Raw genomic sequence first — 22,467 nt, 5'->3', positions numbered from 1 at the left:
TGCTCCTTAAACCTTCTCGACCTCAGGCCGTCCGAGAATACCGGAGGGCATGAAGATCAAGACGATGGCCAAGATCGAGAAGGCGGCCACGTCCTTGTACTCGATCGAAAAGTAAGCCGACCAGAAGGTCTCGATGAGGCCGATGATCAGGCCGCCGAGAACCGCGCCCGGCAATGAGCCGATGCCGCCGAGGACCGCCGCCGTGAAGGCCTTCACGCCCGGCACAAAGCCGTCCGCGAAGCTCACGACGCCATAATACAGCAGATACATGGTGCCGGCGACCGCCGCTAGCGCGGCGCCGATCACGAAGGTGAGGGAGATGGTGCGGTCCACGTTGATGCCGAGGAGGGCGGCCATCTTGCGGTCCTGCTCGCAGGCGCGCTGGGCCCGGCCCAGCGACGTCTTCTGGACGATATACCAGAAGATCGAGAGCAGCACGGCGGTCACGATCATGATGATGATCTGCTTATAGGAGATGGCTACGTTGTAGCCGCTCTCCCCCTGGAACAGGACGATCACGTCGCGGATCATGGGCGGCGTCGGCTTGTTGCGCGCGCCCTGGGCGACCTGGACGAAGTTAGAGAGGAAGATCGAGACGCCGATGGCGGAGATCAGCGGTGCAAGGCGGAAGGAGCCGCGAAGGGGCCGATAGGCGACCCGCTCGATGGCCCAGCCCCACAGGGAGGTGAGCACCATCGCGATAATGAGCACGATGAAGAGCGCCAGCGCGACGGATGAGATCCCGAGCCATGTCGTCAGGATCAGAAAGAAGATGAGCGCGATGAACGCGGAGAGCATGAAGACGTCGCCGTGGGCGAAGTTCACCATGCCGATGATGCCGAAAACCATCGTATAGCCAATGGCGATGAGGCCGTAGATCGACCCCAGCGTCAGCCCGTTGATGAGCTGCTGCACAAAAATTTCCATGTCCTACCCTTAGCCCTCTGGAAGCGGGTCTTGCTTGGGAACGGCTCAACAAAGCACGATGTGGGTGCAAGGCCAAGCCGGACGTAAGTTGAGCGGCGTCTCTAGCAAACGGTTTTTCCTTCGACAACAGATTGTTAAGGTTCACATCAGCGAAATTGATGGAATGTTCGGCACCGTCTGGTCGAATGCGCGGCAAGGCTCTGGTCCCGGCTTCCAAAGCCTCCCCTCAAGACCCATATGCTCCAGGACGGCCTTGTGCTCCGCTCGAAAGAGTGGGAGAGGCTTCCGGAAGAACATGTTGAAGAGTCCCGCCCCATCCTCATCCGTTGAACCCGGTGCCCATGGCCTCGATTCCCTCCTCTTCCGGGAGGGGATGAGTCGTGTTGCCGCCGCCGTGCACGTCGTCACGACGGACGGGCCGTCGGGCCTTGCCGGCTTCACCGCGACCGCCGTCACGCCCGTCACCGACGAGCCGGCCTCGCTCCTGGTCTGCGTCAACACGGCCGCCCGCTCGGCCCAGGCGCTACTGGCGAACGGGGTCTTCTGCGTGAATGTCCTGAGCGGACCCGATCAGGCCCTGGCGAACATCTTCGCAGGCCGCACGGAACTGCAGGGTCCCGACCGTTTCTCCGAGGGGGAATGGGACAAGCTCGTCACGGGTGCGCCCGCGCTCGTCACAAGCCTCGTCTCCTTCGACTGCCGCCTGAACGATGCGAGGGTCGTTGCCACCCACCACGTCATTATCGGTGAGATCGTGAGCATCCGGCTCGGCGAGGCGAAGCCTGCTCTCGTCTATCAAAGACGGCTTTATCACGAGCTCTGAGACGTCAAGAATGTGTGGGGCACGGGAACCTTCGGCTGCCGCCTTCCCTTAAGAAAGGGCAAGTGGTTCTTGGAGATTTCCGCATGTTCAAGCTCATCAGGAATATCGTTCTCATCCGGCAAGCCTGGAAGCTGCTGAAGCGGCGGCGCTGATCGTCACGCGCCCCTCGCGGGCCCCGGTGCGTAGTGGCTCCACCCGGTGATCTGAACGAACCCGTCCCCGGCGGCCACGACCAGATGCTTGCGATGCTTGTGGACGAGGGCGCCGGGCCTGTAGCCGTGCTCCTCCCTCCAGCCGGAGGCGCTCCATATATAGACGTAGCGGGAATCGACCTGGCCGAAGGCCTCGATGGAACCGAATGCGCGGATCGTGCGCAGCACCTCGTCCACGTTCTTCGTCCAGTCGATCATTCGTTCGGTCTGGGTGATCCGGGGCCAATAGGTGCCCGCTCCCTGCGGCCGCGCATTCTTCCAATGCCCGGGAAGGTCGTCGGCGAGCCGGGCTGCGATCTCCTTCGCGGACATCTGGCACTTGGCCAGGAGAGTGTCATGGCTTTCCTGCGGGTCCAGGGCGAAGCGCCTCTGCGCGAGGATCGGACCCGTGTCGAAGGCGGGCTCCAGGACGTGGGCCGTGACGCCCCATTCCTGAACCCCGTCGAGGATCGCCTTGAACAACGGGTATGGGCCCCGCCCGTCCGGCAGGGGTGAGGGATGGAAGTTGAGGGCGTAGGGCAGGTGCTGCTCCCAGCCCCTGATCAGCCATGGGTAGCCCGCCACCACCAGGGCGTCGCAGCCGGCGACCTTCAGTCCCGCCAGATCCGCCGGGGCGATGCGGGACATCTGGACCGGGATGCGGAGGCTGCGGGCGCGAGACACCGTCACCTCGTTGAAGTCGTAGATCCCGTCGCAGGGCCTGCTGAACAGCTTCAGGGGGTGCCAGCCCTTTTCGATCAGAGTTTCGAACACGTCCCCGAGAAAATCGATTCCAGCGAAGGCAAAACGCATTCCGGGTGATCTCCTATCCACCGGCTGAGTGCCAGCGCATTGTGCGGCCTTTTAGGCCCGCGTCAGCGACCTGAAGGGCCGCGGCAACGAAGAGCAGCGCATCCGGGTTCTCCGCTCGCCCACCGTCATCCCCGGGCTCGTCCACGGGATCCCGGTTCCCTGAAGATCCAGGCCTTTTCGATTGGGACGACCGAGACAAGCCCGGCCAGGAGACGGTGCTCTTGCGTCGTACGGACCCGAAGGGCCGCGTTGGCGAAAAGCGGATCCGGTTTTCACGTCCGGTGCTCCAGTGAAGGCAAGTTGATCCTTCCGCACAAGTCCGAATCTTCGCCTATGCGCAGCTCGTTGGCCCGAGCGTGATGGTTGACTCCAATATAATGGAAATGCACTCTAGCTTTATGGAAGCCTCATCCGACATCAATGCGCATCTCGCCGAGCGGCTCCGCGGCCTGCGGGTCGAGCAGGGACTGACGCTCGACGGGCTGGCCGAGCGCACGGGCGTGAGCCGCTCCATGATCTCCCTCATCGAGAGGGCCGAAAGCAGTCCAACGGCCGTCATTCTCGACAAACTCGCCGCGGGCCTTGGCGTCACGCTCGCCTCCCTGTTCGCGGACAAAAAGAGAGACACGGCCTCGCCCCTGGCCCGCCGGGCGGAGCAGCGGGTCTGGCGTGACCCGGACAGCGGATATCTGCGCCGCAACCTGTCGCCTCCGGGCTTCCCGTCACCCATCGAGCTCGTCGAAGTGGTCATGCCGGCCGGTGCTCGCGTAGCCTATGACAGCGGCCCCCGTTCTGCAGGCGTCAGCCAGCAGATCTGGATCGTCGAGGGCGAGATCGAACTGGGGCTCGGCGACGAGACTTGGCGGCTCCTCGCCGGCGACTGCCTATGCATGGATATCGAGCAGCCGACGATCTTCCGCAACCTGTCGCACAGGTCCGCCCGCTACCTGGTGGCTTTGGCGGCCGATCCGAAGTCTTCAAGCCCGTCGAGGAGGTTCCCGTGAGCGAGGCCGTCACGATCCGCACCCTGTCGCCCGCCGAGGCCGCCGAGCAGATCCGAGCCCTGTCCCATGTTCTGATCGACTGCGTGGAGGGCGGTGCCTCCGTCAGCTTCATGCTGCCGATGACCTTTGGCAAGGCCGACGCCTTCTGGAGGGGGGTGGCCGAAGATGTCGCCATGGGGGATCGCATCCTGCTCGTGGCTGAGGACGGCGGGCGGATCGTGGGAACCGTCCAGGTGATCCTCAGACAGCCGGAGAACCAGCCGCACCGCGCGGATATCGCCAAGATGCTCGTGCACCGCAACGCCCGCAGGCGCGGAGTCGGCGCCGCTCTCATGCGAGCGGCGGAGGAGGCGGCCCGCAAAGCGGGCAGGACCGTGCTCGTCCTCGACACGGTGACCGGGAGCGACGGCGAGCGCCTTTACGCCCGCCTGGGCTGGCAGCGCGTGGGGGTCATTCCGAACTATGCCCTCTGGCCGCAGGGCGGCCTGTGCGACACGACCTACTTCCACAAGCAGATCACACCTGCTTGAGCGGAGCAAACGGAGGCTTCCGGTCTCTTGCGGGAACCCGGAGAGACGATCAAGATTTAGCCTTGAGCATAGGGCAGGAGATCGCCCTCTGATCGGGTGGATGCCTGCCTCTGAGTCCTGAGGTGAGAGAAGGAGTTCGCATGGCATCCAAGGATTTCATCCGCCAGATGGAAGGCTACGGTCTGACGACCGCCCAGATACTCTACCGTATGCCGGACCATCCTGCGCTCCTCCAGACCTATATCTGGCAGGACTACGATTTGGCTCCACGCTTTCCCGTGCTCATCGACTTCCTTGAATTCTGGAAACGAGAGCTGGCGGGGCCACTCCATTCCGTCACGGTCACCCATTCGCAGCTGATCCGCCCTGCAGAGTTCCAGGCCATCGCAGGGGAGATCAACATTCATTAGCGCATCGTGAGGACAAGCCTTGGCCCGGGAACGCAACTCGTTTAGAGAGGCTCGTCGCCTCGAACTGGCCAGGGCTCCTTGTTTTCCAACGCTCGAACATCGCAGATTCTGCTCGCCCTTGCCTCGCAGCCAGGCGAGCGCTTGACCGTGCGGGACATCATGTCCGTGCTCCAGGACAGGGCCTTCGCACTCCTCATCGTTCTCCTGGGCCTGCCGAATTGTCTCCCTATGCCGCCACCGATCCCGCTTGTCTGTGGCCTGCTCCTGGCCCTGGTCGCCATCCAGATCGTGTTCGGCCGCGACGCTCCCTGGCTTCCGGGACAGCTCATGAATCGCTCGCTGGCTCGCATCGATGTGGAGCGGGCCGTGGGCCGTGCCGTGCCGGCCTTCCGCACCCTGGAGCGCTTCTCGCGCCCCCGGATGACCTTTCTCGACACACCGCTCGCCATGCGCGCCATGGGTCTGATCGTCCTGCTGATGGCGCTCGGGCTCCTCTTTGCCCCTCCCTTCGTGGGGCAGATCCCGCTTGGCCTGGCGGTCTGCCTCGTGGGCCTCGGGCTCGTGGAGCGCGACGGCCTGGTGATCATCGGCGGGCTGATCATCGGCTCCATCGGGATGGTGCTCAGCCTCGGCTTCGTCTACGCGATTTTCACCGGCATCGACTCGTTCTTCTGACGGACGGCCTGCTCCCACAGATCACGTGAAGGCAGGCGGCTTGGCGCGCCGCGCGAACCAGCGCCATCCCCAACGCCATCACCGGCCATGTGCCGGTGATCCCATCCATCGGGCGCTGCGCTCTTCCAATCGGGATGGCCATGACAGCGGAAGGCCATGACGGGAGAGGTCTTGGCGATCGTGCGGACCGGGAGAGCCGTCTCGAACGATGCTCTCGTCATCGATCCCAGGACCGCACATCCGCCTTCGCGCCCGATGCGCTAATCGTCGTCATCTTCGAACGCCGGCATGGACTTGAGCTGCTCTGCGGGGATCGTCAGCGTGATGCGATCCGGCGTGAGAACCTTGCTGATGCGGCTGTCCTCGCGGGTCTGTTGCCCTTCGGCCGTGCTCGCAGGCAGGCCGGCGCCCTGAATCGTCCCCGTGCTGGCTGTCGTGTCGATCGGGTCGATCCGAAAGGAGAAGGCCGGCACGGCGATTTCGCGATCCCCGAGGCCGAGGGCTTCCTCCACTTCGATGACGAAAGCGGCGATTTGGCCCTTGCTGTCCAGGATGATGTCCTCGATCTCGCCGATGTCCTCGTTCCCGGAACCGGCGACATTCCGTCCGATCAGATCGGACGTGCGCAGCACCCCTGTGGTGCCCTGCGCGACAAGGCCGGTGCTTGCCGCAGGGGCGCCGGTGGCGCCGAGTGGCTGCTGATCGTTGGGTTGAGGAGATCGAGGCTGGGGCTGCGCCATGCCCGCCGAGCTCAGAATGCAGGCCATGAAGAGGCCGGTGGCAACCGTCTTCGCGTTCATCTCGATCTCCCATAATGCGTTCGCGGGGCTAACGCGGCGGGAATCCCTTGGTTCGTCCTCAGATGAGGCGCAGGCCCTTCAGGCTCGCATGGCCTTCGCGGCCGACGATGATGTGGTCGTGCACGGTAATGCCCAAAGTCTTGGCCACATCGATGATCTCGCGGGTCATCTTGATGTCCGCAGGGGAAGGGGTGGGATCGCCCGAGGGGTGGTTGTGCACCAAGATCAAGGCGGAGGCGGACAGCTCGAGCGCCCGCTTCACGACCTCGCGGGGGTAGACCGGGGTGTGGTCGATGGTTCCGGATTGCTGGACCTCGTCGGCGATCAGGGCATTGCGCTTGTCCAGGAAGAGCAGGCGGAACTGCTCCTTGTCCATGAAGGCCATGGTGGTGCGGCAGTAATCGAGCACGGAGGCCCACGAGGAGAGAACCGGCCGCTTCGCCACTTCGCCCTTGGCGAGCCTGCGGGCCGAGGCCTCCACGATCTTGAGATCGGTGACGACCTTCCCGCTGATCCCATCCACCTCCTGGAGGCGGGCAGGGGAGGCCGCCAGAACCTCCGCGAAGGTGCCGAAGCGTCTGATGAGCTCCTTGGCCAGCGGCTTCACGTCCCGGCGGGGGATCGAGCGGAAGAGCACGAGCTCCAGAAGCTCGTAATCCGGCAGGGCCTCGCCGCCCATTTCCATGAAACGGGCGCGAAGGCGGTCACGATGGCCGTGGTAGTGGGGAGTCTCGTCGCCGCTCATGCTGGCAGGGATCTTCGCTCTCGAACGATGGAACGAAGAAGCTTTAGCTCAGCGGGACAAAAGATACAAAATTGCCGCGAAGGTCAGCCCAGAGGGTAGGGCGGCTTGTCCAGTCCCTTGGGGGAGTCGGTGAATACCTCGACGCCCGTTTCCGTGACGCCGACCATGTGCTCGAACTGAGCCGACAGGGAGCGGTCGCGCGTGACGGCGGTCCAGCCGTCGGAGAGCACCTTCACCTGCGGACGGCCCAGGTTGATCATCGGCTCGATGGTGAAGAACATGCCGGGCTCCAGCACCACGTTGTAGGCCGGTTCCACATAATGGAGGATCGTCGGGGAGGCATGGAAGGTCTTGCCGACGCCGTGGCCGCAGAAGTCGCGCACCACGGAGCAGCGCTCGGCCTCGGCATAGGTTTGAATGGCCGCTCCGATATCGTTGGTGGTGGCGCCCGGCTTCACGGCGGCAATTCCACGCAAGAGGCACTCGTAGGTGATCTCGCATAGGCGCTGCGCCCGGCGGGAGACGTCGCCCACATAGTACATGCGGCTTGCATCGCCGTGCCACCCGTCCAGGATCAGGGTGACGTCGACATTCATGATGTCGCCGTCCCGCAGCGGCTTGTCGTTGGGGATGCCGTGGCAGACCACATGGTTGATCGAGGTGCAAATCGTCTTGGTATAGCCGCGGTAATGGAGACAGGCCGGATAGGCGCCGTTGTCGCGGATGAACTCGAAGGCGAGCCTGTCGAGATATTCCGTCGTCACGCCGGGCTTCACATGCTCGGTCAGCATGTCCAGGCACTCGGCCACCATACGCCCTGCACGCCGCATTCCCTCGAAACCCTCGGGGCCGTGAAGCGGAATGTCGCCTGAGCGCTTGCGTTCGGCAACGTCTGTCTCGGTCATTCTCGATCCTTGCTTTCAAGCCGAATGTAAGGATCATCTCGCCTGGCGCAAGAAAGGATCCTGCTTCGATGGGTTGCGAATAAGCCTCAGCGGTGTCATGAGCAACCCTGTTCATCCGGTTTGGCGGCTTTGGATAATTCCGTAATGAATGACCCCCGTCCCTTTGGGACCTTTGCGCCTTCAGGTCTCACCCGCTGGGTGATCGATCGCACGCGCGGTCTCCCGGGCAGCTGGGCGGGGCGCCGCATCGCCATGATGCTGCGCCGGGTGGTCACGAGGTCCCTCAAGGATCACCCTCTGGATCTGGAAACCTTCGGAGTGCGGATGCGGCTCGTTCCCTACAGGAACGTGTGCGAGCGGCGGATTCTCTTCACCCCGCAATATTTTGACCTGGACGAGATCAAGCTGATCGCCGCCCGCAACAGGGAAGGCTTCACCTTCATCGACGTAGGATCGAATGTAGGCTGGTATGCACTCCTGGTGGCGCGCAAGGCCGCTCCCTCCTCCCGGATCCTCGCGGTGGAGCCGCAGCCGGAAATCTTCGACCGCCTGGTGCACAACATCCGCCTGAATCCCTTCGGCACAATCAAGGCGGTCGCCTGCGCGATTGCCGACAAGACCGGCGAACTCACCCTGTTTCTCGACCCGCTCAACAAGGGTGAGGCGAGCCTCAAGATCGTGAACTCAAGCCAGACGGACACGATCCGGGTGCCGGCCGTGACCCTGCTCGATCTCGTGAAGCGGGAGGGGTTCACCCGTCTCGACGCGGTCAAGCTCGACGTCGAGGGGGCCGAGGATCTGATCCTGGATCCGTTCTTCCGCGACGCGCCCGCCTCACTCTATCCGTGCCTCCTCGTCATTCCCAACGTGCCGGATCGCTGGCAGGTGGATGTGCCCAAGCTCCTGGAGGAGAGGGGATATCGCCGGACCCTCCAGACGCGCATGAACCTCGTTTTCGAGCGGGCGTAAGGCGTCCAGCTCCTCAACGCCATCCCGGCCAGGACGACGGTATGACCGTGCGGCCTTGCTATTCCAGTGTCGCCCTAACGGAGCGTGACGATCTCCACCGGCCGGTCGATGGTGACCTCTTCGGGCGTGATCCGGCACGCATAGGCATAGGACTCGACACCCGTTGCGAGGGCATGACGGAACGCCTTGTCGTAGGCCGGGTCGATGTCCCGGGCGACATCGAAGCGGTTGGCGTTCATCTGGATCACGTAGACGAGGGCGGCCCTGGCTCCGGCGGCGGCCATGTCCGCGAGCTCGTACAGGTGCTTGGCGCTGCGGGCCGCCACGCAGTCCGGGAATTCCGCGAAGCCGGCTTCCCGCATCAGATGGCAATTCTTGACCTCGAGATAGCAGGGCGGCTCGCCGTCCTTCTCCAGGAGAAAGTCCACGCGGCTGTTCCTACCGTACCTCACCTCGGGGCGGACACGGTCGTAGCGGGCGAAAGGCGCGAGGCGCCCCTCGCGCAGGGCCTCCGCCACGAGAAGGTTGGGGCGCGAGGTGTTGATCCCGATGAGCTGTAGGGGGCCGCCTCCGGCCGCGACCTCCACGTATTCCCAATTGTACTTGAGCTTTCGAGCCGGGTTCGAGGCCCGGGAGAGAAACACCCGGCTGCCCGGCTCCTTCAAGCCCATCATTGCACCCGGATTGGCGCAATGTGCCGTCACGATCTCACCCGTGTCGAGTTCCACATCGGCCAGAAATCGCTTGTAACGCTCGATGAGCCGACCTTCGAGCAGGGTTTCCTGGAAACGCATTCGATCCATCTTCTCCGAAGAGCCCCCCGTAACAGGGGAATAGCCCTGCGTTCAACCCGAGCTGTATTCCATGCGACTCCGGAACGCTGGCGGACAATCTCCTCCCCATCGTCTCAGCCCTGTGTCGGGGACCCCGATCCGTCGAGCGACACGCCCTTCACATCGAAATGGCCGGCCCTGTGCCGGCCATCCCGAGGGGAGTGCGAGACGGATCCGCGAGGGGGGTATCCCCGGCCGGGGATGAAGGGTGTGCTATCGTGCTTGCGCTTGAGAATTGCCGTTACTGAGGCTAAAGGCCCTCAAAAGGGATCGATGCGCATGGCCGTCTCCATCACAGCCGCCCTCCTCATCATCGGTGATGAGATCCTCACGGGCCGTACCAAGGACAAGAACATCGGCTACATCGCCGAATACCTCACCGGCATCGGGATCGATCTGCGCGAGGTCCGCGTCGTGCCGGATGTGGAGGAGGAGATCGTCGCCGCCGTCAACGCCCTGCGCAGCCGCTACACCTATCTCTTCACGACGGGCGGGATCGGCCCGACCCATGACGATATCACCGCCGATTGCATGGCCAAGGCCTTCGGGGTCGGCATCGGCCACGATCCGCGCGCCGTCGCCATGCTGCGGGAGCGCTACCAGCCGCACGAGCTGAACGAGGCGCGCATGCGCATGGCCCGCATCCCCGAGGGGGCCGATCTCATCGACAACCCGATATCCAAGGCTCCGGGCTTCAGGATCGGCAACGTCTTCGTCATGGCGGGCGTACCGTCGATCATGCAGGCGATGCTCGACAACATCGCGCCGACCCTCCAGACCGGCGCGCGCATGATCATCGAGACGATCGATGCGGAGGGGCTCGCCGAAGGCAATTATGCCGAAGGCTTGAGCGGGATCGCAGCCGCGCATCCGAGCGTCTCCATCGGCTCATACCCGTCATTCTCAGCCGGGGGCTTTCGCAACCAGATCGTCGCGCGGGGCAAGGATCCCGCCGCCGTTGCGGATGCCGCCGCCGCCATCCGCGATCTGCTCGGCCGCCTGAAGGGCGACCGGGCGCCCCTCTGACCCGTTTCATCCTGCAGGTACACGAGAAAACCGATGTCCCCCACCTCTCCCAAAGCCTTCCCCGTTTCCTGGGATCAGTTTCACCGCGATTGCCGCGCGCTCGCCTGGCGCCTGGCCTCTGCGGGCCCGTTCGAGGCGATCGTCTGCATCACGCGCGGTGGCCTGGTGCCGGCCGCCATCGTGGCCCGCGAACTCGATCTGCGCCTCATCGAGAGCGTCTGCATCGCCAGCTATCACGACTACAAGAACCAGGGCGAACTCAAGGTGCTGAAGGACATTGCGCCCTCGGTCAAGGCGATCGGCGACGGCAAGGGGAAGGGTGTGCTCGTGATCGACGACCTCACCGACACCGGAAAAACCGCCAAGATCGTTCGTGACATGCTGCCGGATGCCCATTTCGCGGCCGTTTACGCCAAGCCTGCGGGCCGCCCGCTGATCGACACCTTCGTCACGGAGGTCAGCCAGGATACCTGGATTTATTTCCCGTGGGATATGGGGCTAGCCTATCAGGCGCCGATCCGCGAAGGCTCGGCCGGCTGATCGGTGGAAGGAGTGCCCGTGGAAGAGTTCGATACGGCGCGGACGCGCAAGAGCCTGTTCGAGGCGCTCCTCGATGCCCGCGACCGGTTCGGACGGAACAAGGTCGCTCTGGAGGATCTCGAGCGTCAGCCGATCACCTTCGGGCGGCTCGTCCTCGGATCCCTCGTCCTGGGGCGCAAGCTCGCGGGGCTGACGCAGGATCGCGAAACCGTCGGAGTCCTGCTGCCGAACGTCCAGGCCATCGCCGTGACCCTGTTCGGGCTGAACGTCTTCGGCCGAGTCCCGGCCTTCCTGAACTTCACCGCCGGGATCAAGAACCTGAAGGCGGCCTGCGAGGTCGCCGGGATCCGGACCATCGTGACGTCCCGCCGCTTCGTGGAACAGGGTAAGCTCGACGACATCGTTGAGCAACTGGGCGAGGGGCGGCGCATTCTCTGGCTCGAGGACGTGCGCGGAGCCCTGACGAGCTTCGACAAGTTGCGGGGTGTCTGGGATTCCTGGAGAGCGCGGGCGGTCCACGCCCGAGCGCGGGTCGCTCCGGACGATCCGGCCGTCGTGCTGTTCACATCCGGCACCGAGGGCACGCCCAAGGGCGTGGTGCTGTCGAACGCCAATTTGGTGGCCAATGCCTATCAGGTCAAAGCGCTGGCGGGCGACATCCTGACGCCGGACGACGTGTTCTTCGACCCGTTGCCGATTTTTCATTCCTTCGGCCTGACGGCGGGGCTCCTGACGGCGGTTCTCAACGGCATGAAGTCGGTGCTCTATCCGAGCCCGCTCCATTACCGGCAGATTCCGAAGCTCATTGCCGGCACGCGTCCGACCTTCATGCTGGGAACGGACACGTTCCTTCAGGGCTATGCCCGTGCGGCGGGTGAAAACGACCTTGCCAGCGTCCGCTATGTGATTGCAGGGGCCGAGCGGGTCAAGGACGAGACGCGCGCGCTCTGGGCCAAGCATGGCGCCGTCATTCTCGAGGGTTACGGCGCGACCGAGTGTTCGCCGGTAATCAGCGTCAGCCTTCCGGACCGCAATCGCCCGGGATCCGTCGGACCGCTCCTGCCTGGGATCGAATGGCGTCTCGACCCTGTCGAGGGCATCCACGAGGGGGGGCGCCTTCATGTGCGCGGCCCGAATGTGATGAAGGGATATCTCGATCCTGCCGCGCCCGGGCACGTCATTCCACCTCCCGCAGGCTGGCATGATACGGGTGACATCGTCACCGTGGACGATGGCATTCTCACCATCCGCGGCCGGGCGAAGCGCTTTGCCAAGATCGGCGGCGAAATGGTGTCGCTGGCCGCGATCGAATCGATGATTCAGGCCCTTTGGCCCGATTGCAATCACGTGGTCGTCGCCTTGCCCGATCCCCGGAAGGGCGAGCAGCTTGTCCTCGTCACCGACAAGCCGGATACGGATCAGGATGTGCTCCGGGCCCATGCGCAGCAGCAGGGCTTCCCCGAACTGTGGGTGCCGAAGGCCATCCTGGTGTCCGGCATCCCCGTTCTGGGTTCCGGCAAGATCGACTATCCCGCCACGGTGGAAATGGCACGCCGCCTCCAGGCGATGCTGTAGTGCTTGACTATAGGATCCCTCTCCCAGCATCCGTAACAAAGCAGCCGCCTCCGCGTTGTCATGCCGACGAAGCTGCCCTTGGGCGCGCAATCCCGACGGATGGTGTCATGAAAAAGACCGTGCTTGCCTTGGCCTTCCTGGCCTATGCTTCCAACGCGCAGGCCCAACAGCGTCTTTCGACTCTCAGCCTCACCTGCGGCCAGGCTCAGCAGATTATTCTCTCGAGAGGCGCGGACGTTCTGAGCACCGGTACATACACGTATGACCGGTTCGTGCGCGACCGGAGCTTCTGCGAGTTCAACGAGGGGCTTGAGCCCGCCTTCGTACCGACCCGCGATACTCCGCAATGCCCGATCGGATACCGCTGCCGGAGCCACGATCTTGACTTCTTCGGTGACTGAATCCGCCCATGCCAAGGGATCTCGGAGTGTTGAGATTATGACACACTCGGCAGGAAAGGCTTGGAAGGGGCAGTAAATTGCCTATTTACTGTGCAGCAAGGGTGCGTCGTGGGCAGATCCGGCGCCCGGGTATATTGCCTGAATCGACTGACTCGCTATTGTCGCGATTGAATTTGGGTCCTGGGACTCACGCGTTTTGGATTTTTGGAGTCATACTATGAAGCTCGTTAAGAGCCTTCTCCTGGGATCGGTTGCGGGGCTCGCAGCCGTGGTGGGGGCTCAGGCTGCCGATCTTCCTATCGCGAAGGCGGCTCCTGTTGAGTATGTTCGTGTCTGCTCCACCTACGGCGCAGGCTTCTTCTACATCCCCGGCACGGAAACCTGCCTCCGCGTCGGTGGCCGAGTCCGTGCTGAATACCGCTACGTCGAGCCGGAGCTCCGCGACGACGACGCGATCGGCTTCCGCGCTCGCGGCCGCATCCAGCTCGACGCCCGCACCGCTACGGCTTACGGCCTGCTGCGTACCTTCATCCGCCTGGAGATGTTCCGCGACACCGGCGCCTTCAGCAGTGTTTCTGGCACCGTCGACAACTACTCCGACCTCGATCAGGCCTTCGTGCAGTTCGGTGGTCTGACCGCCGGTCGCGCTCTGACCTTCTTCGACAACGGTGACATCGACACTCAGGTCTTCGGCACGCTCCGCTGGTCGGATCAGCCGAACGTCAACCTGCTGGCCTACACCTTCTCGTTCGGCAACGGCTTCTCGGCCACCCTGTCGCTCGAAGAGGGCCGCTATGCTGGGAACGATTTCGATCTGGACCCGGCGACCGGACTGACGTTCCTCGAAGCCGGTCGGCGCATGCCTGACGTCGTTGGTAACCTGACCTACTCCGGGACCTGGGGCTCGGCCACGGTGTCTGGTGCTCTTCACCAGCTCCGCAGCGCTGCTCTGGCTGGCGTGCCGGCCGACTTCATCCCGGATACCGAGTACGGCTTCGCCGTGTCCGGACAGGCCAATGTGAACCTGCCGGCGCTCGCTCCCGGTGATGCCCTGTGGTTCAGCGCGACCTATGCCGACGGGGCGCTCGGCTACCTGGGCTTCGATGCCTCCGCTTCGGCGGGCAATACGTCCCGTGCCGTTGTCGATGCCTACTATGATGCCGATGGCGAGATCGAGACTGGCCGCGGCTGGCAGGTCGCCGGTGGCCTGCGCCATTACTGGACCCCTGAGATCCGCCAGAACGTCTTCGGGTCGTATGCTCGCGTAAATTATGGTGCAGATGTTCCCGAAGGGTTCGACTTTACCGAGTGGCGCGCCGGCACGAACGTTATCTGGTCGCCCGTTGCCGGTCTCGACCTCGGCGTGGAACTCCTCTACGCGAACGTCGATCCGAGCGGTTCCGGCGTTGCCACCCGTTCGGGCGATACCTGGGAAGGCCGCCTGCGCGTTCAGCGCGATTTCTGATCGACCCGGCCCGATCCACTAAGCAAAGCCCCGGTGGAAACATCGGGGCTTTTCTGCGTCCTGGCCATGGCGGCATTGTCCCGACAGGGGCTGGCAGATCAACTCGCCCGCCAGAGACCGTGCTCTATCTCTCATTTGGCAACGCATTGTTCGACTGTCCCGCAAGACAATATGGGCCAATCAGGAGTGGATTGATGTCTCGGAGTATGATCCGATCATTGAGATCTCGTTTCATCTTTGCCGTCCTCGGAATCGGTTCTGCTGCCGGACTCGCAGGCTGTTCGACGTCCGCCGATATTGCTTACGGATCGTACCAGTTCGGCCCCGGCTACCAGACCGGCCGCTTATACGAGGGGCGTGTCTATGGAGATCCGCAAAATGGGATCGGAGCCGAGAATTGCCGCACGGTTACGAGACAGGAGACGAATGCGTTCGGGCAGCTCTCTTCCTCGGAGGAGACTGTCTGCCACTAGAGCATCGGACGTGAAAAGTGGATTTGCACTTTTGGGGCCAATCCGATGCTCCATCACAGGGATAGCGCATCCTTTGGTGCGATCCGAAGGGCCACCTGTGTGAAAAGCCGGGTCCGCTATTTCGCATGATGCGCTAGCTCGTTCCGGCGAGGCCTGCCCCATCGGTCGCTCTCCCCTTCTCTTCGGCCGAGGGAACGAACGCCCACCGTGGCGGTTGGCATAGCGTCAACGCTTCGTCAGGAGAACATCACCATGAACAACATCATCTGGCTGATCGGCGCTATCGTGGTCGTCCTTGCGATCCTGTCCTTCCTGGGGCTGCGCTAAATCAACGTTTTGGCGCTGGCAGGGCAGTCGAAGACTGCCCTGCAGCCTTTCATGTGGAACGGATGAAGGTGTGCGTGCGACGCCACCTTACTCGACCAGGGCCAGAACGGTGGAAGCGATGTTCAGAAGAGCGAGCGTTCCTACAAGGGCCGGAATGAGAGGAACCCGCGGGCGCAATTGCCTGTCCTCACCCTGATAACCCTTGCTGTCCCATGAAAGACGAGAGCGCTGGGCGGCCATTGCTCTACTCCTCAACCGGCTCTCCAAGAGAGCGTGTGTACCTTGCGCCCGGTAGAGGTAACAGGAGGTGCGCTTCCGCACACCGTAGCCCAATTTCCCTTGGTCTAAGCTCTTAATGGCGAGTTGCGGTCTTCTGAATCTGAAGAAGCTGGCCTTCGATCGCCCGCATCCGGGTCATCAATCGATCCAGCTCGGTCAGGAGGATCTTCTCTTCCTGCTTGGCCTTCTCGATGAGGTCGGCGGAGGAGCCGTGGCGAATCCGGTGGAGGGCATCGGCCAACTGCATGTCCAGAAGCCGCATGGATCGCTCCAAATCTAGAAATTCCTGATGCAGCTGGTTCTCCTTGAACACCATTGGATCCCGTATGTAAGACAGGCGTCAGGGCTAAAGCTACATTGGGCGGCCCGGTTCCTCCAGGGATAAAATCGTCGGCTGAACGCATTTATCAACGGCCAAGCTGAAACGGAGAGCTCCCCTCACCGTTCTGTGATGACGGTCGCGGCGTGGTGCTTCGCTCCACCTGAGGCCTTGCGTGCTGCCCGTCATGCTGGCGGGAGCGTTACGGTCCGCAATCTGGGAGCAGGTGAGAGCCCGGGCTGCTGCGGTTGCCGAAGAACAGCCGGATAGAGGAGACGCCGGATGGGACAAAGGATCGAGCCGCGTCGCATTGCATTGATCGTTGAGGACGACTTCGAGGTCAGAGGCCTGGCGGCCGCTCTTCTGGAGGAAACGGATCTGCGGGTGGTGGAGACATCCAGCGCCGAAGAGGCCTTGGATTTCATGCGCGACCACGCGGAGGAGGTGGCTTTCCTCTTTGCCGATATTCGGCTTCCATGCCTCATGAGCGGGGTGGATCTTGCCCGAGCCGTTCGCATCAAGTGGCCGTGGGTTCGCACTGTCCTGACCTCCGGCCTCGCGCCTGAGGAGGGCCTCGGCGATGTGCCGCGGGACGTGCGCTTCATGCCGAAGCCTTGGCGCGCCCTTGAGGTGCTGATGGAGGCGGAGAGAGCGGCGCAGGGCCATCGCAACGACAGACCTGGCCTCCAGTAGGGCCGTCGATTCTCGCCTTGGCTCCTTCGTTGATCCGGCTCCTGGAACCTTGACGCTCGTCGGGAATTTCCGTCACCAGAAAGGATTTTGCCGATGTCGCAAACAACTGTTGCCACTGGAACGTTTTCATCCCGCAAGGCTGCCAATCAAGCGGTTCAGCGCCTTGTCTCCGGCGGCTTTGCGCGCAACAGCATTGAGCTTCATCCGCATGATGAGGACGAAGGCTACGATCTTGAGATCCACACCCGGGTAGAGAATGTCAAACGCGCTCAGCGGCTGATCAGAGGCTCGTCATCCATGTCCGTGATGGGCATGCGCGATGTGGGGTACATGGCGTCCGGCGCAGTTCAGACCGCCCGGGCCCATCCGTTTTTCCTGCTGGGAGCCGGCCTTCTCGCAGGCTTCGTGATCTACAATCTGATTCCCCGTCCCGCCGGTTCGAAACGTTCTGCACGGCGCCGGCAGCCGTCACCTTCCGGTGCGCACGCGCGGCATGAGCACCGCTGAAGGGAGGGTAGGGGGGCTTGCTCGTCCTCGCCGCAGGAATGGTCGTCAGGAACGATCGTCCACGGGAGGGGCGCAAGCCTCTAGCCTATCCAGCAATTCCTGGATTTGATCCGGGGCAGGTTCTTTCAGCACATCTTGATAATTGGCCTGGAGCTGGCGCCCGATATTTTTCAGCAGCTCGTTCTGGCCAGCCTCCGTCAATCCGTTGGAACCGATGCTCCAAACGGTTCGCCTGTTCACCGAGAATGGCGGTCCATCTGCTTGGTGGAGCCGCTTTGGCATGCTTTTTCTCCTCTGCTTGCGCGTCCTGAGCGTAAGGTCCTGAGCCTAAGAACGAGAACAGATGCTTTATGTTTCAGTTAAGTTTCTGGAAAAAATGATCTTTTCGGCTAATGGGGGGTAGTCGAATTGTCTCAGGCGAAAACCCTCCTAGAACCGGAAATATTGCCACAAAGCCATCCGCATGCATGTTGAGGCGACTGCGGGTCGCATTGGTTTCGTGCGACCGCTGGTTCACAAGCGTGACTTTGACAAGCACGGGCGGGGGCCTTGAGAGTTGCGTGAATTACTGATGGTCTATCTCGGTGGGGTGATCCTGCTTCTGATGCTCTGCACCACCATCGACTCCGAGGAAAAGATCGGTTTCGACCACATCGTCATCGCTGCCTTCGGATGGCCGATTTTTACGTCGATCCTGGCGTTGAAGGCTTTGAGCAGCCGCTAACCTGTCGCGCGACGTCCGCCTCGGCCGTTCCTCAGATTTCGCATCCCTTTCCTAAAGGGAGATGGCCCCTCTATAAGGGGCAGCGGATGCCCGTTAGCGGTGATGGGAACATTGCCGGCGGTGCGAGCAAGACAGGCTCAACAGGATCGTCATGTATAGCACAGCCTCAAGGTCCGGAAGAGGATCCGTCACGCGGAGGCAAACGCCAGGACGACGCAGGCACCTGTCGCTGCGTGTTCATCTGGCCGTGATGTGTGTGGCCCTTGCGCTTCCCATCCTGCTCTTCGTCGGCCACATCCTCTGGCAATTCGCCCATGCGGAGCGGAGCCGCCTTGAAGGCGACGCCCTGACCGCGGCGCGTGTGATCGCGGCGGATGTCGACCGCGAGCTGACGGGCTTACGCTCTGCTCTCGGCGTTCTGGTTTACTCGCAATCCCTGCAGGTCGGCGATCTCGATGCCTTCCATCGTCAGGTGACCGAAGCCAATCTTCGCAACGGCATCAACGTCGTCCTGCGGACGCCGGACGGTCAGCAAGTGGTGAACAGCCGGCTGCCGCGAGGCGCTGCTCTGCCTAGAGGTTCGCTGCCCGGAGACAAGGCGACAACCGAGCTCAGGAGACCCGTGGTTTCAGACCTGTTCACGGGAGCCGTATCGGAGCTGCCGCTCTTTGCCATCACCGCGCCTGTGATGCGCAATCAGGAAGTGGTCTATCTGCTCTCGATCAGTGGCTCGGTGGACCGGATTCAAGAGCTGACGAAGCAGGAGGGAGTGCCCGAAGGCTGGACGGTTGCGGTTGTGGACCGCCGGGGAAGAATCCTCGCGCGCAACACGCGGCACAAGGAGTTCGTCGGAAAGCCCGCGACGCGCGACTTGCAGGAGAATACGAATGGTCCCGAAGGAACGTGGAGAGGCTTCACGATCGACGGTCAGCCTGTGTTCGGCGCTTACGCACGCTCTCAGCTGTCGGATTGGCGCATCGCAGTCGGTGTGCGCGATACGGAGCTTGCGGCACCCCTGACGCGTTCACTCGGCTATCTTGGCGGGCTGGGGGCGGGCCTTGCCCTGCTCTCGGCCGCGCTCGCCTGGCTTTTCGGGCGGCACATCACGATCCCCATGGAGATACTCGCCGCGCAGGCGACCGCCCTTGGACGGGGAGAGAAGGTTTCGCCCTTGAACACGTCGTTGCGCGAGATGGCCAAGGTAGGGGATGCGCTTGCCATGGCCTCTTCCGGCCTTCGGGAGCGCGAGCGAGAGCGAGATCAGGCCGAGGCGGCTCTGCGCGCGAGCGAGGAGCGTTTCCGCTTTGCTTTCGAAGCGGCGGGCGGCGTCGGCAGCTGGGATTGGGATGTTGTCAACGACCGCGTCCATGCCAGCGAGACCTTCGCCAAGCTCTTCGGTGTCGATCAGCAGCGCGCGGTGAAGGGAATTCCGTTGTCGGATTTCGTCGCGGGCATTCATCCGGAGGATCGGTCCGCTGTCGGTGCGGAGATCGAGCGCGCGCTTGCGAACGGGGCGGATCTTGCGGCCGAGTACCGGGTCGTCGGTCAGGATGGCCTCACCCGCTGGATCGCGGCACGCGGGCGCTGCTATCTTGACCAGACAGGTAAGCCGCTGCGCTTTCCGGGCATCGCCATCGACGTGACCGACAGGAAGCGCACGGAAGAAGCGCTCGCAGCTAGCGAGCGGCGTCTCCAGGCCATTCTCGAGACCGTTCCCGTAGGGATCATCATTGCCGATGCTCCAACCGGCCGTGTTATCGGCGGCAATGCCCAGGTGGAACGCATCTTTGGCCATCCTGCTCTGCCGTCGGAAGATCTTGAAGACTATCGGGATTGGATGGGGTTTCATCCCGACGGGCGGCGAGTGCAGCCGATCGAATACCCTATGTCGCGGGTCCTGCGTGGCGAGGAGGAGCGCTCAGAACTGGAGATTCTCTATCAAAGGGGCGACGGCCGCCGCGCGTGGCTGCGTCTCATGGGGGCTCCGATCCGTGACGAAGCGGGGCGGATCATTGCGGGCGTCGTGGCATGCCTCGATGTGGATCGTGAGAAGCGGGCGGAGGAGGCTCTGCGCTCGTTGAACGCCACGCTGGAACAGCGCATCGCCGAAGCGATCGCGGAGCGCGAGAGGGTAGAGGCGCAGTTGCGTCAGGCGCAGAAGATGGAAGCGGTGGGGCGTCTGACCGGCGGCGTCGCTCACGACTTCAACAATCTTCTGACGGTGATCACCGGCAACCTCGACATGCTCCGGCGCAAGGTGGAGAACACAGGCGATCCGCGGCTCGTGCGTAATGTCGACAACGCCGTGGAGGGTGCCCGCCGCGCGGCTCAACTGACGCATCGCCTCCTGGCCTTCTCGCGGCAGTCCCCGCTCCAGCCGGAGATCGTGGATCTCAACAAAATCGCTTCGGGAATGTCGGAGCTGCTCCGTCGCACGATCGGCGAGACCATCGCCATCGAGACGGTGCTCGCCGGCGGGTTGTGGCGCACGGAGGTCGACCCCAACCAGTTGGAGAGTGCAATCCTCAATCTCGCGGTCAACGCACGCGACGCAATGCCAGAGGGTGGGAAGCTGACCCTCGAGACGGCCAATGCCTATCTCGACGAGGCCTATTCGGCCAGCACGGCCGGCGAGGTCAAGCCCGGGCAATACGTGATGGTGAGCATGTCCGACACGGGATCCGGCATGACTCCGGAGGTGCAGGCGAAGGTCTTCGAGCCGTTCTTCACCACGAAGCCGGTCGGAAAGGGGACTGGCCTGGGACTCGCGCAGGTGTACGGCTTCGCGCGTCAGTCCGGCGGCCACGCGGCCATCTATTCGGAGCCCGGACAGGGCACGACCGTAAAGCTCTACTTTCCTCGCGTGACGCGGACCGCGGCGGAGGATGTGCCTGTGGGTGAGGAACTCTCAGGAAAGCAAGCCGCGCGCATGGCGGGGCAGACGATCCTGGTGGTCGAGGACGAGGTAATGGTGCGGGATTTCTCCGTGTCTGTCCTGGAGGAGGTGGGCTATCGCGTCCTCGCCGCCGGGGACGCCGCGAAAGCCCTGGAACTCATCGAAGCGAATCGCGAGGAGATCGACCTTCTCCTCACCGACGTGGTGCTGACAGGTTCCATGGACGGTCGCAAGGTGGCGGAGGCGGCCCTGAGGATCCGCCCCGATCTGAAGGTGCTCTTCACCACCGGCTATACCCGGAATGCGATCATCCACCACGGCCGTCTGGATGACGGCGTGCAGCTGATCACGAAACCTTTCTCGGCGGGGAGCCTCGTGGAGCGCGTCGGTCGCATGCTGGAGGAGGGGCAGGGATGACGAGGTGCCTCCCTCACCGAACGTCCTTAAAGAAGGAGCGCCCGGTGAGGGGCGCTCTAGTTGCGATCCGTAGGGGCAAAATAAAGGATCGTAACTCTAGGTAATAATTCAATCTGGAAAAAGCTATAGCGTCAGGCTTTCTCAGAAGTATTACTCCGGGCGGTATATCCCTCTGAGGTATCTCAGTTTTTGTCGCAGAATGTGAGGGGCGGCTTGTTCAGAAAGGCCGCGACCTGTCCTTCAATGCGGCATTCGGTAGCAAAGACCACCAAGAAACAGGTAAGTGCCTAGACGAGCAAGGAAATTCCGCGCTTGCGATCATGGCATGTTCGGAGTCCTCGGCGAGGGAGCGGTTCCAGCGATGCCAATCGAGGAAGCGGCCACTTCAGCAGGTTAGGTGCCTCAAAGGTCTCATTCCGACCTGAAAACGGCCCTTCCTTTGTAAGGCTCTATCTCTCAGTTTGACCCGATGCGGACCATCCGCTGTATCGGACTTGATCCGCTACTCGACCCGTCGTTGGCGAAGGTTTTCCGCAACGAGCGCCTGAAGCCGCCACAGGTTACGATCCCGAATGCCCTCCGCTTCCAGATGAGCAACCGTGTTGTGCAGATACTCGGCGCATGAACCAGCCGGCCCACAGGCCCTCGCGAGCATGATAGCCACCTCAGGCAGCGGCAGACCCCTCGCTGACCGATCTCCCTTGACGCCTGCCCAGAATGTCAGTGCGCGCCGGGAGCCGTTTGGGGTCCTGACCCGCAGCCAGCGAACCATGTCGATCACCTCCCTGTAGCGGATCTCCCGCTGCAATAAGGTTCGTAGGTCCTGAAGCCGATCCTCGTTCGGCAACCGAAGGTTCAGCCCCTGGCATGTCCCTCCTGGCTCCAGCGCCATCATCAAGCCTGGCTGCTCACTCGTGGCCCGCCATCGCTCCATCCTGAGGGAAAAGGCCCGATGCCAACCGTAAGCCGTAGCTCGTTCCCGTCCGGCGACCTCAAAGCCCGGGTTCCAGATCAATGATCCATAGGCGAACACCCAGATGGGATCGGTCCCGGCCTCCCGGGCGATGCGCTCAGTCAAAAGGTCCAACTCATCATCAGGCAACGGCGTCCAGCCGGGCTCCGGTCCCTCATCAGGCACCTTCCTCACCGTGCCTGCGACAAGTTGAGGGGTAAGATGCATGGCACTCCGGTTGTCGCTAC

At 62.9% G+C, this 22,467-nt stretch carries 25 protein-coding genes; 15 read left to right on the top strand and 10 right to left on the bottom strand.

Annotated elements, in window-relative coordinates; genetic code table 11:
• Nucleotides 1-6: 6 nt before the first annotated feature.
• Nucleotides 7-927 (bottom strand): branched-chain amino acid ABC transporter permease, encoded by a 921-nt coding sequence (locus tag GR328_RS00590; RefSeq protein WP_160882594.1) that lies wholly within the window; start codon nucleotides 925-927, stop codon nucleotides 7-9.
• Between the two features lie 373 nt (nucleotides 928-1,300).
• Between GR328_RS00590 and GR328_RS00585 the strand changes: the two genes are divergently transcribed.
• On the top strand, nucleotides 1,301-1,750 hold the full coding sequence (locus GR328_RS00585) for a flavin reductase family protein (protein ID WP_246215619.1): 450 nt from the start codon (nucleotides 1,301-1,303) through the stop codon (nucleotides 1,748-1,750).
• A 155-nt stretch (nucleotides 1,751-1,905) separates the two neighbouring features.
• Here the strand turns inward: GR328_RS00585 and GR328_RS00580 are convergent, their stop codons facing one another.
• Nucleotides 1,906-2,754 carry a methionyl-tRNA formyltransferase gene (locus GR328_RS00580; protein WP_160882592.1) on the bottom strand — a complete coding sequence of 283 codons (849 nt, stop codon included), beginning with the start codon at nucleotides 2,752-2,754 and terminating at the stop codon, nucleotides 1,906-1,908.
• Nucleotides 2,755-3,152: 398 nt separating this feature from the next.
• On the opposite strand from GR328_RS00580, the gene GR328_RS00575 reads away from it, so the two are divergent.
• The 4 genes from GR328_RS00575 (at nucleotide 3,153) to GR328_RS00560 (ending at nucleotide 5,373) form a co-directional block, all read left to right on the top strand.
• Nucleotides 3,153-3,758, top strand: a complete 606-nt coding sequence (locus GR328_RS00575; protein ID WP_205789638.1) for a helix-turn-helix domain-containing protein — start codon at nucleotides 3,153-3,155, stop codon at nucleotides 3,756-3,758.
• On the top strand, nucleotides 3,755-4,288 hold the full coding sequence (locus tag GR328_RS00570) for a GNAT family N-acetyltransferase (protein WP_160882590.1): 534 nt from the start codon (nucleotides 3,755-3,757) through the stop codon (nucleotides 4,286-4,288). Before GR328_RS00575 ends, GR328_RS00570 begins: the two co-directional genes overlap by 4 nt.
• Nucleotides 4,289-4,428: 140 nt before the next feature.
• A complete protein-coding gene (locus tag GR328_RS00565) occupies nucleotides 4,429-4,698 on the top strand; it encodes an usg protein (protein ID WP_160882589.1) in 270 nt (89 codons plus the stop codon).
• A gap of 78 nt (nucleotides 4,699-4,776) precedes the next feature.
• Nucleotides 4,777-5,373, top strand: a complete 597-nt coding sequence (locus GR328_RS00560) for an exopolysaccharide biosynthesis protein (protein WP_160882588.1) — start codon at nucleotides 4,777-4,779, stop codon at nucleotides 5,371-5,373.
• A 260-nt stretch (nucleotides 5,374-5,633) separates the two neighbouring features.
• On the opposite strand, the gene GR328_RS00555 is transcribed toward GR328_RS00560, so the two are convergent.
• The 3 genes from GR328_RS00555 to map all read right to left on the bottom strand — a co-directional run bounded on the left by GR328_RS00555 (nucleotide 5,634) and on the right by map (nucleotide 7,823).
• Complete coding sequence (locus GR328_RS00555) at nucleotides 5,634-6,173, bottom strand: PRC-barrel domain-containing protein (protein WP_160882587.1); 540 nt, start codon at nucleotides 6,171-6,173, stop codon at nucleotides 5,634-5,636.
• 58 nt (nucleotides 6,174-6,231) lie between these two features.
• Nucleotides 6,232-6,918, bottom strand: coding sequence for a RadC family protein (gene radC / locus GR328_RS00550; RefSeq protein WP_160882586.1), 687 nt, complete (start codon nucleotides 6,916-6,918; stop codon nucleotides 6,232-6,234).
• 83 nt (nucleotides 6,919-7,001) lie between these two features.
• Entirely contained in the window at nucleotides 7,002-7,823 is an 822-nt protein-coding gene (map, locus tag GR328_RS00545; RefSeq protein WP_160882585.1) for a type I methionyl aminopeptidase, read from the bottom strand.
• Between the two features lie 144 nt (nucleotides 7,824-7,967).
• Here map and GR328_RS00540 point away from each other — a divergent pair, with 144 nt between their 5' ends.
• The gene (locus GR328_RS00540; protein ID WP_205789637.1) at nucleotides 7,968-8,792 is read left to right on the top strand and encodes an FkbM family methyltransferase; all 825 of its coding nucleotides are present in this window, start codon (nucleotides 7,968-7,970) and stop codon (nucleotides 8,790-8,792) included.
• A 74-nt stretch (nucleotides 8,793-8,866) separates the two neighbouring features.
• Here GR328_RS00540 and sfsA read toward each other — a convergent pair whose 3' ends face one another.
• Nucleotides 8,867-9,586: a DNA/RNA nuclease SfsA gene (gene sfsA, locus GR328_RS00535; RefSeq protein WP_160882583.1), complete on the bottom strand. Its 720-nt coding sequence runs from the start codon at nucleotides 9,584-9,586 to the stop codon at nucleotides 8,867-8,869.
• 318 nt (nucleotides 9,587-9,904) lie between these two features.
• On the opposite strand from sfsA, the gene GR328_RS00530 reads away from it, so the two are divergent.
• From GR328_RS00530 to GR328_RS00510, 5 genes are all read left to right on the top strand, one after another.
• Nucleotides 9,905-10,651 carry a competence/damage-inducible protein A gene (locus GR328_RS00530; protein ID WP_205789636.1) on the top strand — a complete coding sequence of 249 codons (747 nt, stop codon included), beginning with the start codon at nucleotides 9,905-9,907 and terminating at the stop codon, nucleotides 10,649-10,651.
• 33 nt (nucleotides 10,652-10,684) lie between these two features.
• A complete protein-coding gene (gpt, locus tag GR328_RS00525; RefSeq protein WP_160882581.1) occupies nucleotides 10,685-11,191 on the top strand; it encodes a xanthine phosphoribosyltransferase in 507 nt (168 codons plus the stop codon).
• Between the two features lie 18 nt (nucleotides 11,192-11,209).
• Nucleotides 11,210-12,766 (top strand): AMP-binding protein, encoded by a 1,557-nt coding sequence (locus tag GR328_RS00520; RefSeq protein WP_160882580.1) that lies wholly within the window; start codon nucleotides 11,210-11,212, stop codon nucleotides 12,764-12,766.
• A 107-nt stretch (nucleotides 12,767-12,873) separates the two neighbouring features.
• Nucleotides 12,874-13,167: a hypothetical protein gene (locus GR328_RS00515; RefSeq protein WP_160882579.1), complete on the top strand. Its 294-nt coding sequence runs from the start codon at nucleotides 12,874-12,876 to the stop codon at nucleotides 13,165-13,167.
• A gap of 217 nt (nucleotides 13,168-13,384) precedes the next feature.
• On the top strand, nucleotides 13,385-14,632 hold the full coding sequence (locus tag GR328_RS00510) for a porin (protein ID WP_160882578.1): 1,248 nt from the start codon (nucleotides 13,385-13,387) through the stop codon (nucleotides 14,630-14,632).
• Between the two features lie 887 nt (nucleotides 14,633-15,519).
• Here GR328_RS00510 and GR328_RS00505 read toward each other — a convergent pair.
• Both GR328_RS00505 and GR328_RS00500 read right to left on the bottom strand, forming a co-directional pair.
• Nucleotides 15,520-15,672, bottom strand: coding sequence for a hypothetical protein (locus GR328_RS00505; RefSeq protein WP_160882577.1), 153 nt, complete (start codon nucleotides 15,670-15,672; stop codon nucleotides 15,520-15,522).
• A gap of 112 nt (nucleotides 15,673-15,784) precedes the next feature.
• A complete protein-coding gene (locus GR328_RS00500; RefSeq protein ID WP_160882576.1) occupies nucleotides 15,785-15,952 on the bottom strand; it encodes a hypothetical protein in 168 nt (55 codons plus the stop codon).
• Nucleotides 15,953-16,312: 360 nt separating this feature from the next.
• Between GR328_RS00500 and GR328_RS00495 the strand changes: the two genes are divergently transcribed.
• Together GR328_RS00495 and GR328_RS00490 are read left to right on the top strand one after the other, a co-directional pair.
• A complete protein-coding gene (locus GR328_RS00495; protein ID WP_160882575.1) occupies nucleotides 16,313-16,723 on the top strand; it encodes a response regulator in 411 nt (136 codons plus the stop codon).
• 93 nt (nucleotides 16,724-16,816) lie between these two features.
• The gene (locus GR328_RS00490; RefSeq protein WP_160882574.1) at nucleotides 16,817-17,230 is read left to right on the top strand and encodes a hypothetical protein; all 414 of its coding nucleotides are present in this window, start codon (nucleotides 16,817-16,819) and stop codon (nucleotides 17,228-17,230) included.
• Between the two features lie 45 nt (nucleotides 17,231-17,275).
• Here GR328_RS00490 and GR328_RS28415 read toward each other — a convergent pair whose 3' ends face one another.
• A complete protein-coding gene (locus GR328_RS28415; RefSeq protein WP_160882573.1) occupies nucleotides 17,276-17,512 on the bottom strand; it encodes a NepR family anti-sigma factor in 237 nt (78 codons plus the stop codon).
• Nucleotides 17,513-17,801: 289 nt separating this feature from the next.
• On the opposite strand from GR328_RS28415, the gene GR328_RS00480 reads away from it, so the two are divergent.
• A complete protein-coding gene (locus tag GR328_RS00480; RefSeq protein WP_205789635.1) occupies nucleotides 17,802-17,954 on the top strand; it encodes a hypothetical protein in 153 nt (50 codons plus the stop codon).
• A gap of 256 nt (nucleotides 17,955-18,210) precedes the next feature.
• Entirely contained in the window at nucleotides 18,211-21,267 is a 3,057-nt protein-coding gene (locus GR328_RS00475; protein ID WP_160882571.1) for a PAS domain S-box protein, read from the top strand.
• Nucleotides 21,268-21,769: 502 nt separating this feature from the next.
• Here the strand turns inward: GR328_RS00475 and GR328_RS00470 are convergent.
• Nucleotides 21,770-22,447, bottom strand: coding sequence for a gamma-glutamylcyclotransferase (locus GR328_RS00470; RefSeq protein ID WP_160882570.1), 678 nt, complete (start codon nucleotides 22,445-22,447; stop codon nucleotides 21,770-21,772).
• Between the last annotated feature and the right edge of the window lie 20 nt (nucleotides 22,448-22,467).

Source organism: Microvirga makkahensis (assembly GCF_009830105.1).
Taxonomy (GTDB): Bacteria; Pseudomonadota; Alphaproteobacteria; order Rhizobiales; family Beijerinckiaceae; genus Microvirga; species Microvirga makkahensis.
The sequence above is the reverse complement of the archived record's forward strand: the minus strand, read 5'-3'. Positions and strand labels throughout refer to the sequence as shown.

What these genes read in the sequence shown, in the direction of transcription:
- GR328_RS00590 (WP_160882594.1), bottom strand. Translation starts at nt 927, where the DNA reads ATGGAAATTTTTGTGCAGCAGCTCATCAACGGGCTGACGCTGGGGTCG.
- GR328_RS00585 (WP_246215619.1), top strand. Translation starts at nt 1,301, where the DNA reads ATGAGTCGTGTTGCCGCCGCCGTGCACGTCGTCACGACGGACGGGCCG.
- GR328_RS00580 (WP_160882592.1), bottom strand. Translation starts at nt 2,754, where the DNA reads ATGCGTTTTGCCTTCGCTGGAATCGATTTTCTCGGGGACGTGTTCGAA.
- GR328_RS00575 (WP_205789638.1), top strand. Translation starts at nt 3,153, where the DNA reads ATGGAAGCCTCATCCGACATCAATGCGCATCTCGCCGAGCGGCTCCGC.
- GR328_RS00565 (WP_160882589.1), top strand. Translation starts at nt 4,429, where the DNA reads ATGGCATCCAAGGATTTCATCCGCCAGATGGAAGGCTACGGTCTGACG.
- GR328_RS00555 (WP_160882587.1), bottom strand. Translation starts at nt 6,173, where the DNA reads ATGAACGCGAAGACGGTTGCCACCGGCCTCTTCATGGCCTGCATTCTG.
- radC (WP_160882586.1), bottom strand. Translation starts at nt 6,918, where the DNA reads ATGAGCGGCGACGAGACTCCCCACTACCACGGCCATCGTGACCGCCTT.
- map (WP_160882585.1), bottom strand. Translation starts at nt 7,823, where the DNA reads ATGACCGAGACAGACGTTGCCGAACGCAAGCGCTCAGGCGACATTCCG.
- GR328_RS00540 (WP_205789637.1), top strand. Translation starts at nt 7,968, where the DNA reads ATGAATGACCCCCGTCCCTTTGGGACCTTTGCGCCTTCAGGTCTCACC.
- sfsA (WP_160882583.1), bottom strand. Translation starts at nt 9,586, where the DNA reads ATGCGTTTCCAGGAAACCCTGCTCGAAGGTCGGCTCATCGAGCGTTAC.
- GR328_RS00530 (WP_205789636.1), top strand. Translation starts at nt 9,905, where the DNA reads ATGGCCGTCTCCATCACAGCCGCCCTCCTCATCATCGGTGATGAGATC.
- gpt (WP_160882581.1), top strand. Translation starts at nt 10,685, where the DNA reads ATGTCCCCCACCTCTCCCAAAGCCTTCCCCGTTTCCTGGGATCAGTTT.
- GR328_RS00515 (WP_160882579.1), top strand. Translation starts at nt 12,874, where the DNA reads ATGAAAAAGACCGTGCTTGCCTTGGCCTTCCTGGCCTATGCTTCCAAC.
- GR328_RS00510 (WP_160882578.1), top strand. Translation starts at nt 13,385, where the DNA reads ATGAAGCTCGTTAAGAGCCTTCTCCTGGGATCGGTTGCGGGGCTCGCA.
- GR328_RS00505 (WP_160882577.1), bottom strand. Translation starts at nt 15,672, where the DNA reads ATGGCCGCCCAGCGCTCTCGTCTTTCATGGGACAGCAAGGGTTATCAG.
- GR328_RS00495 (WP_160882575.1), top strand. Translation starts at nt 16,313, where the DNA reads ATGGGACAAAGGATCGAGCCGCGTCGCATTGCATTGATCGTTGAGGAC.
- GR328_RS00490 (WP_160882574.1), top strand. Translation starts at nt 16,817, where the DNA reads ATGTCGCAAACAACTGTTGCCACTGGAACGTTTTCATCCCGCAAGGCT.
- GR328_RS28415 (WP_160882573.1), bottom strand. Translation starts at nt 17,512, where the DNA reads ATGCCAAAGCGGCTCCACCAAGCAGATGGACCGCCATTCTCGGTGAAC.
- GR328_RS00480 (WP_205789635.1), top strand. Translation starts at nt 17,802, where the DNA reads ATGGTCTATCTCGGTGGGGTGATCCTGCTTCTGATGCTCTGCACCACC.
- GR328_RS00470 (WP_160882570.1), bottom strand. Translation starts at nt 22,447, where the DNA reads ATGCATCTTACCCCTCAACTTGTCGCAGGCACGGTGAGGAAGGTGCCT.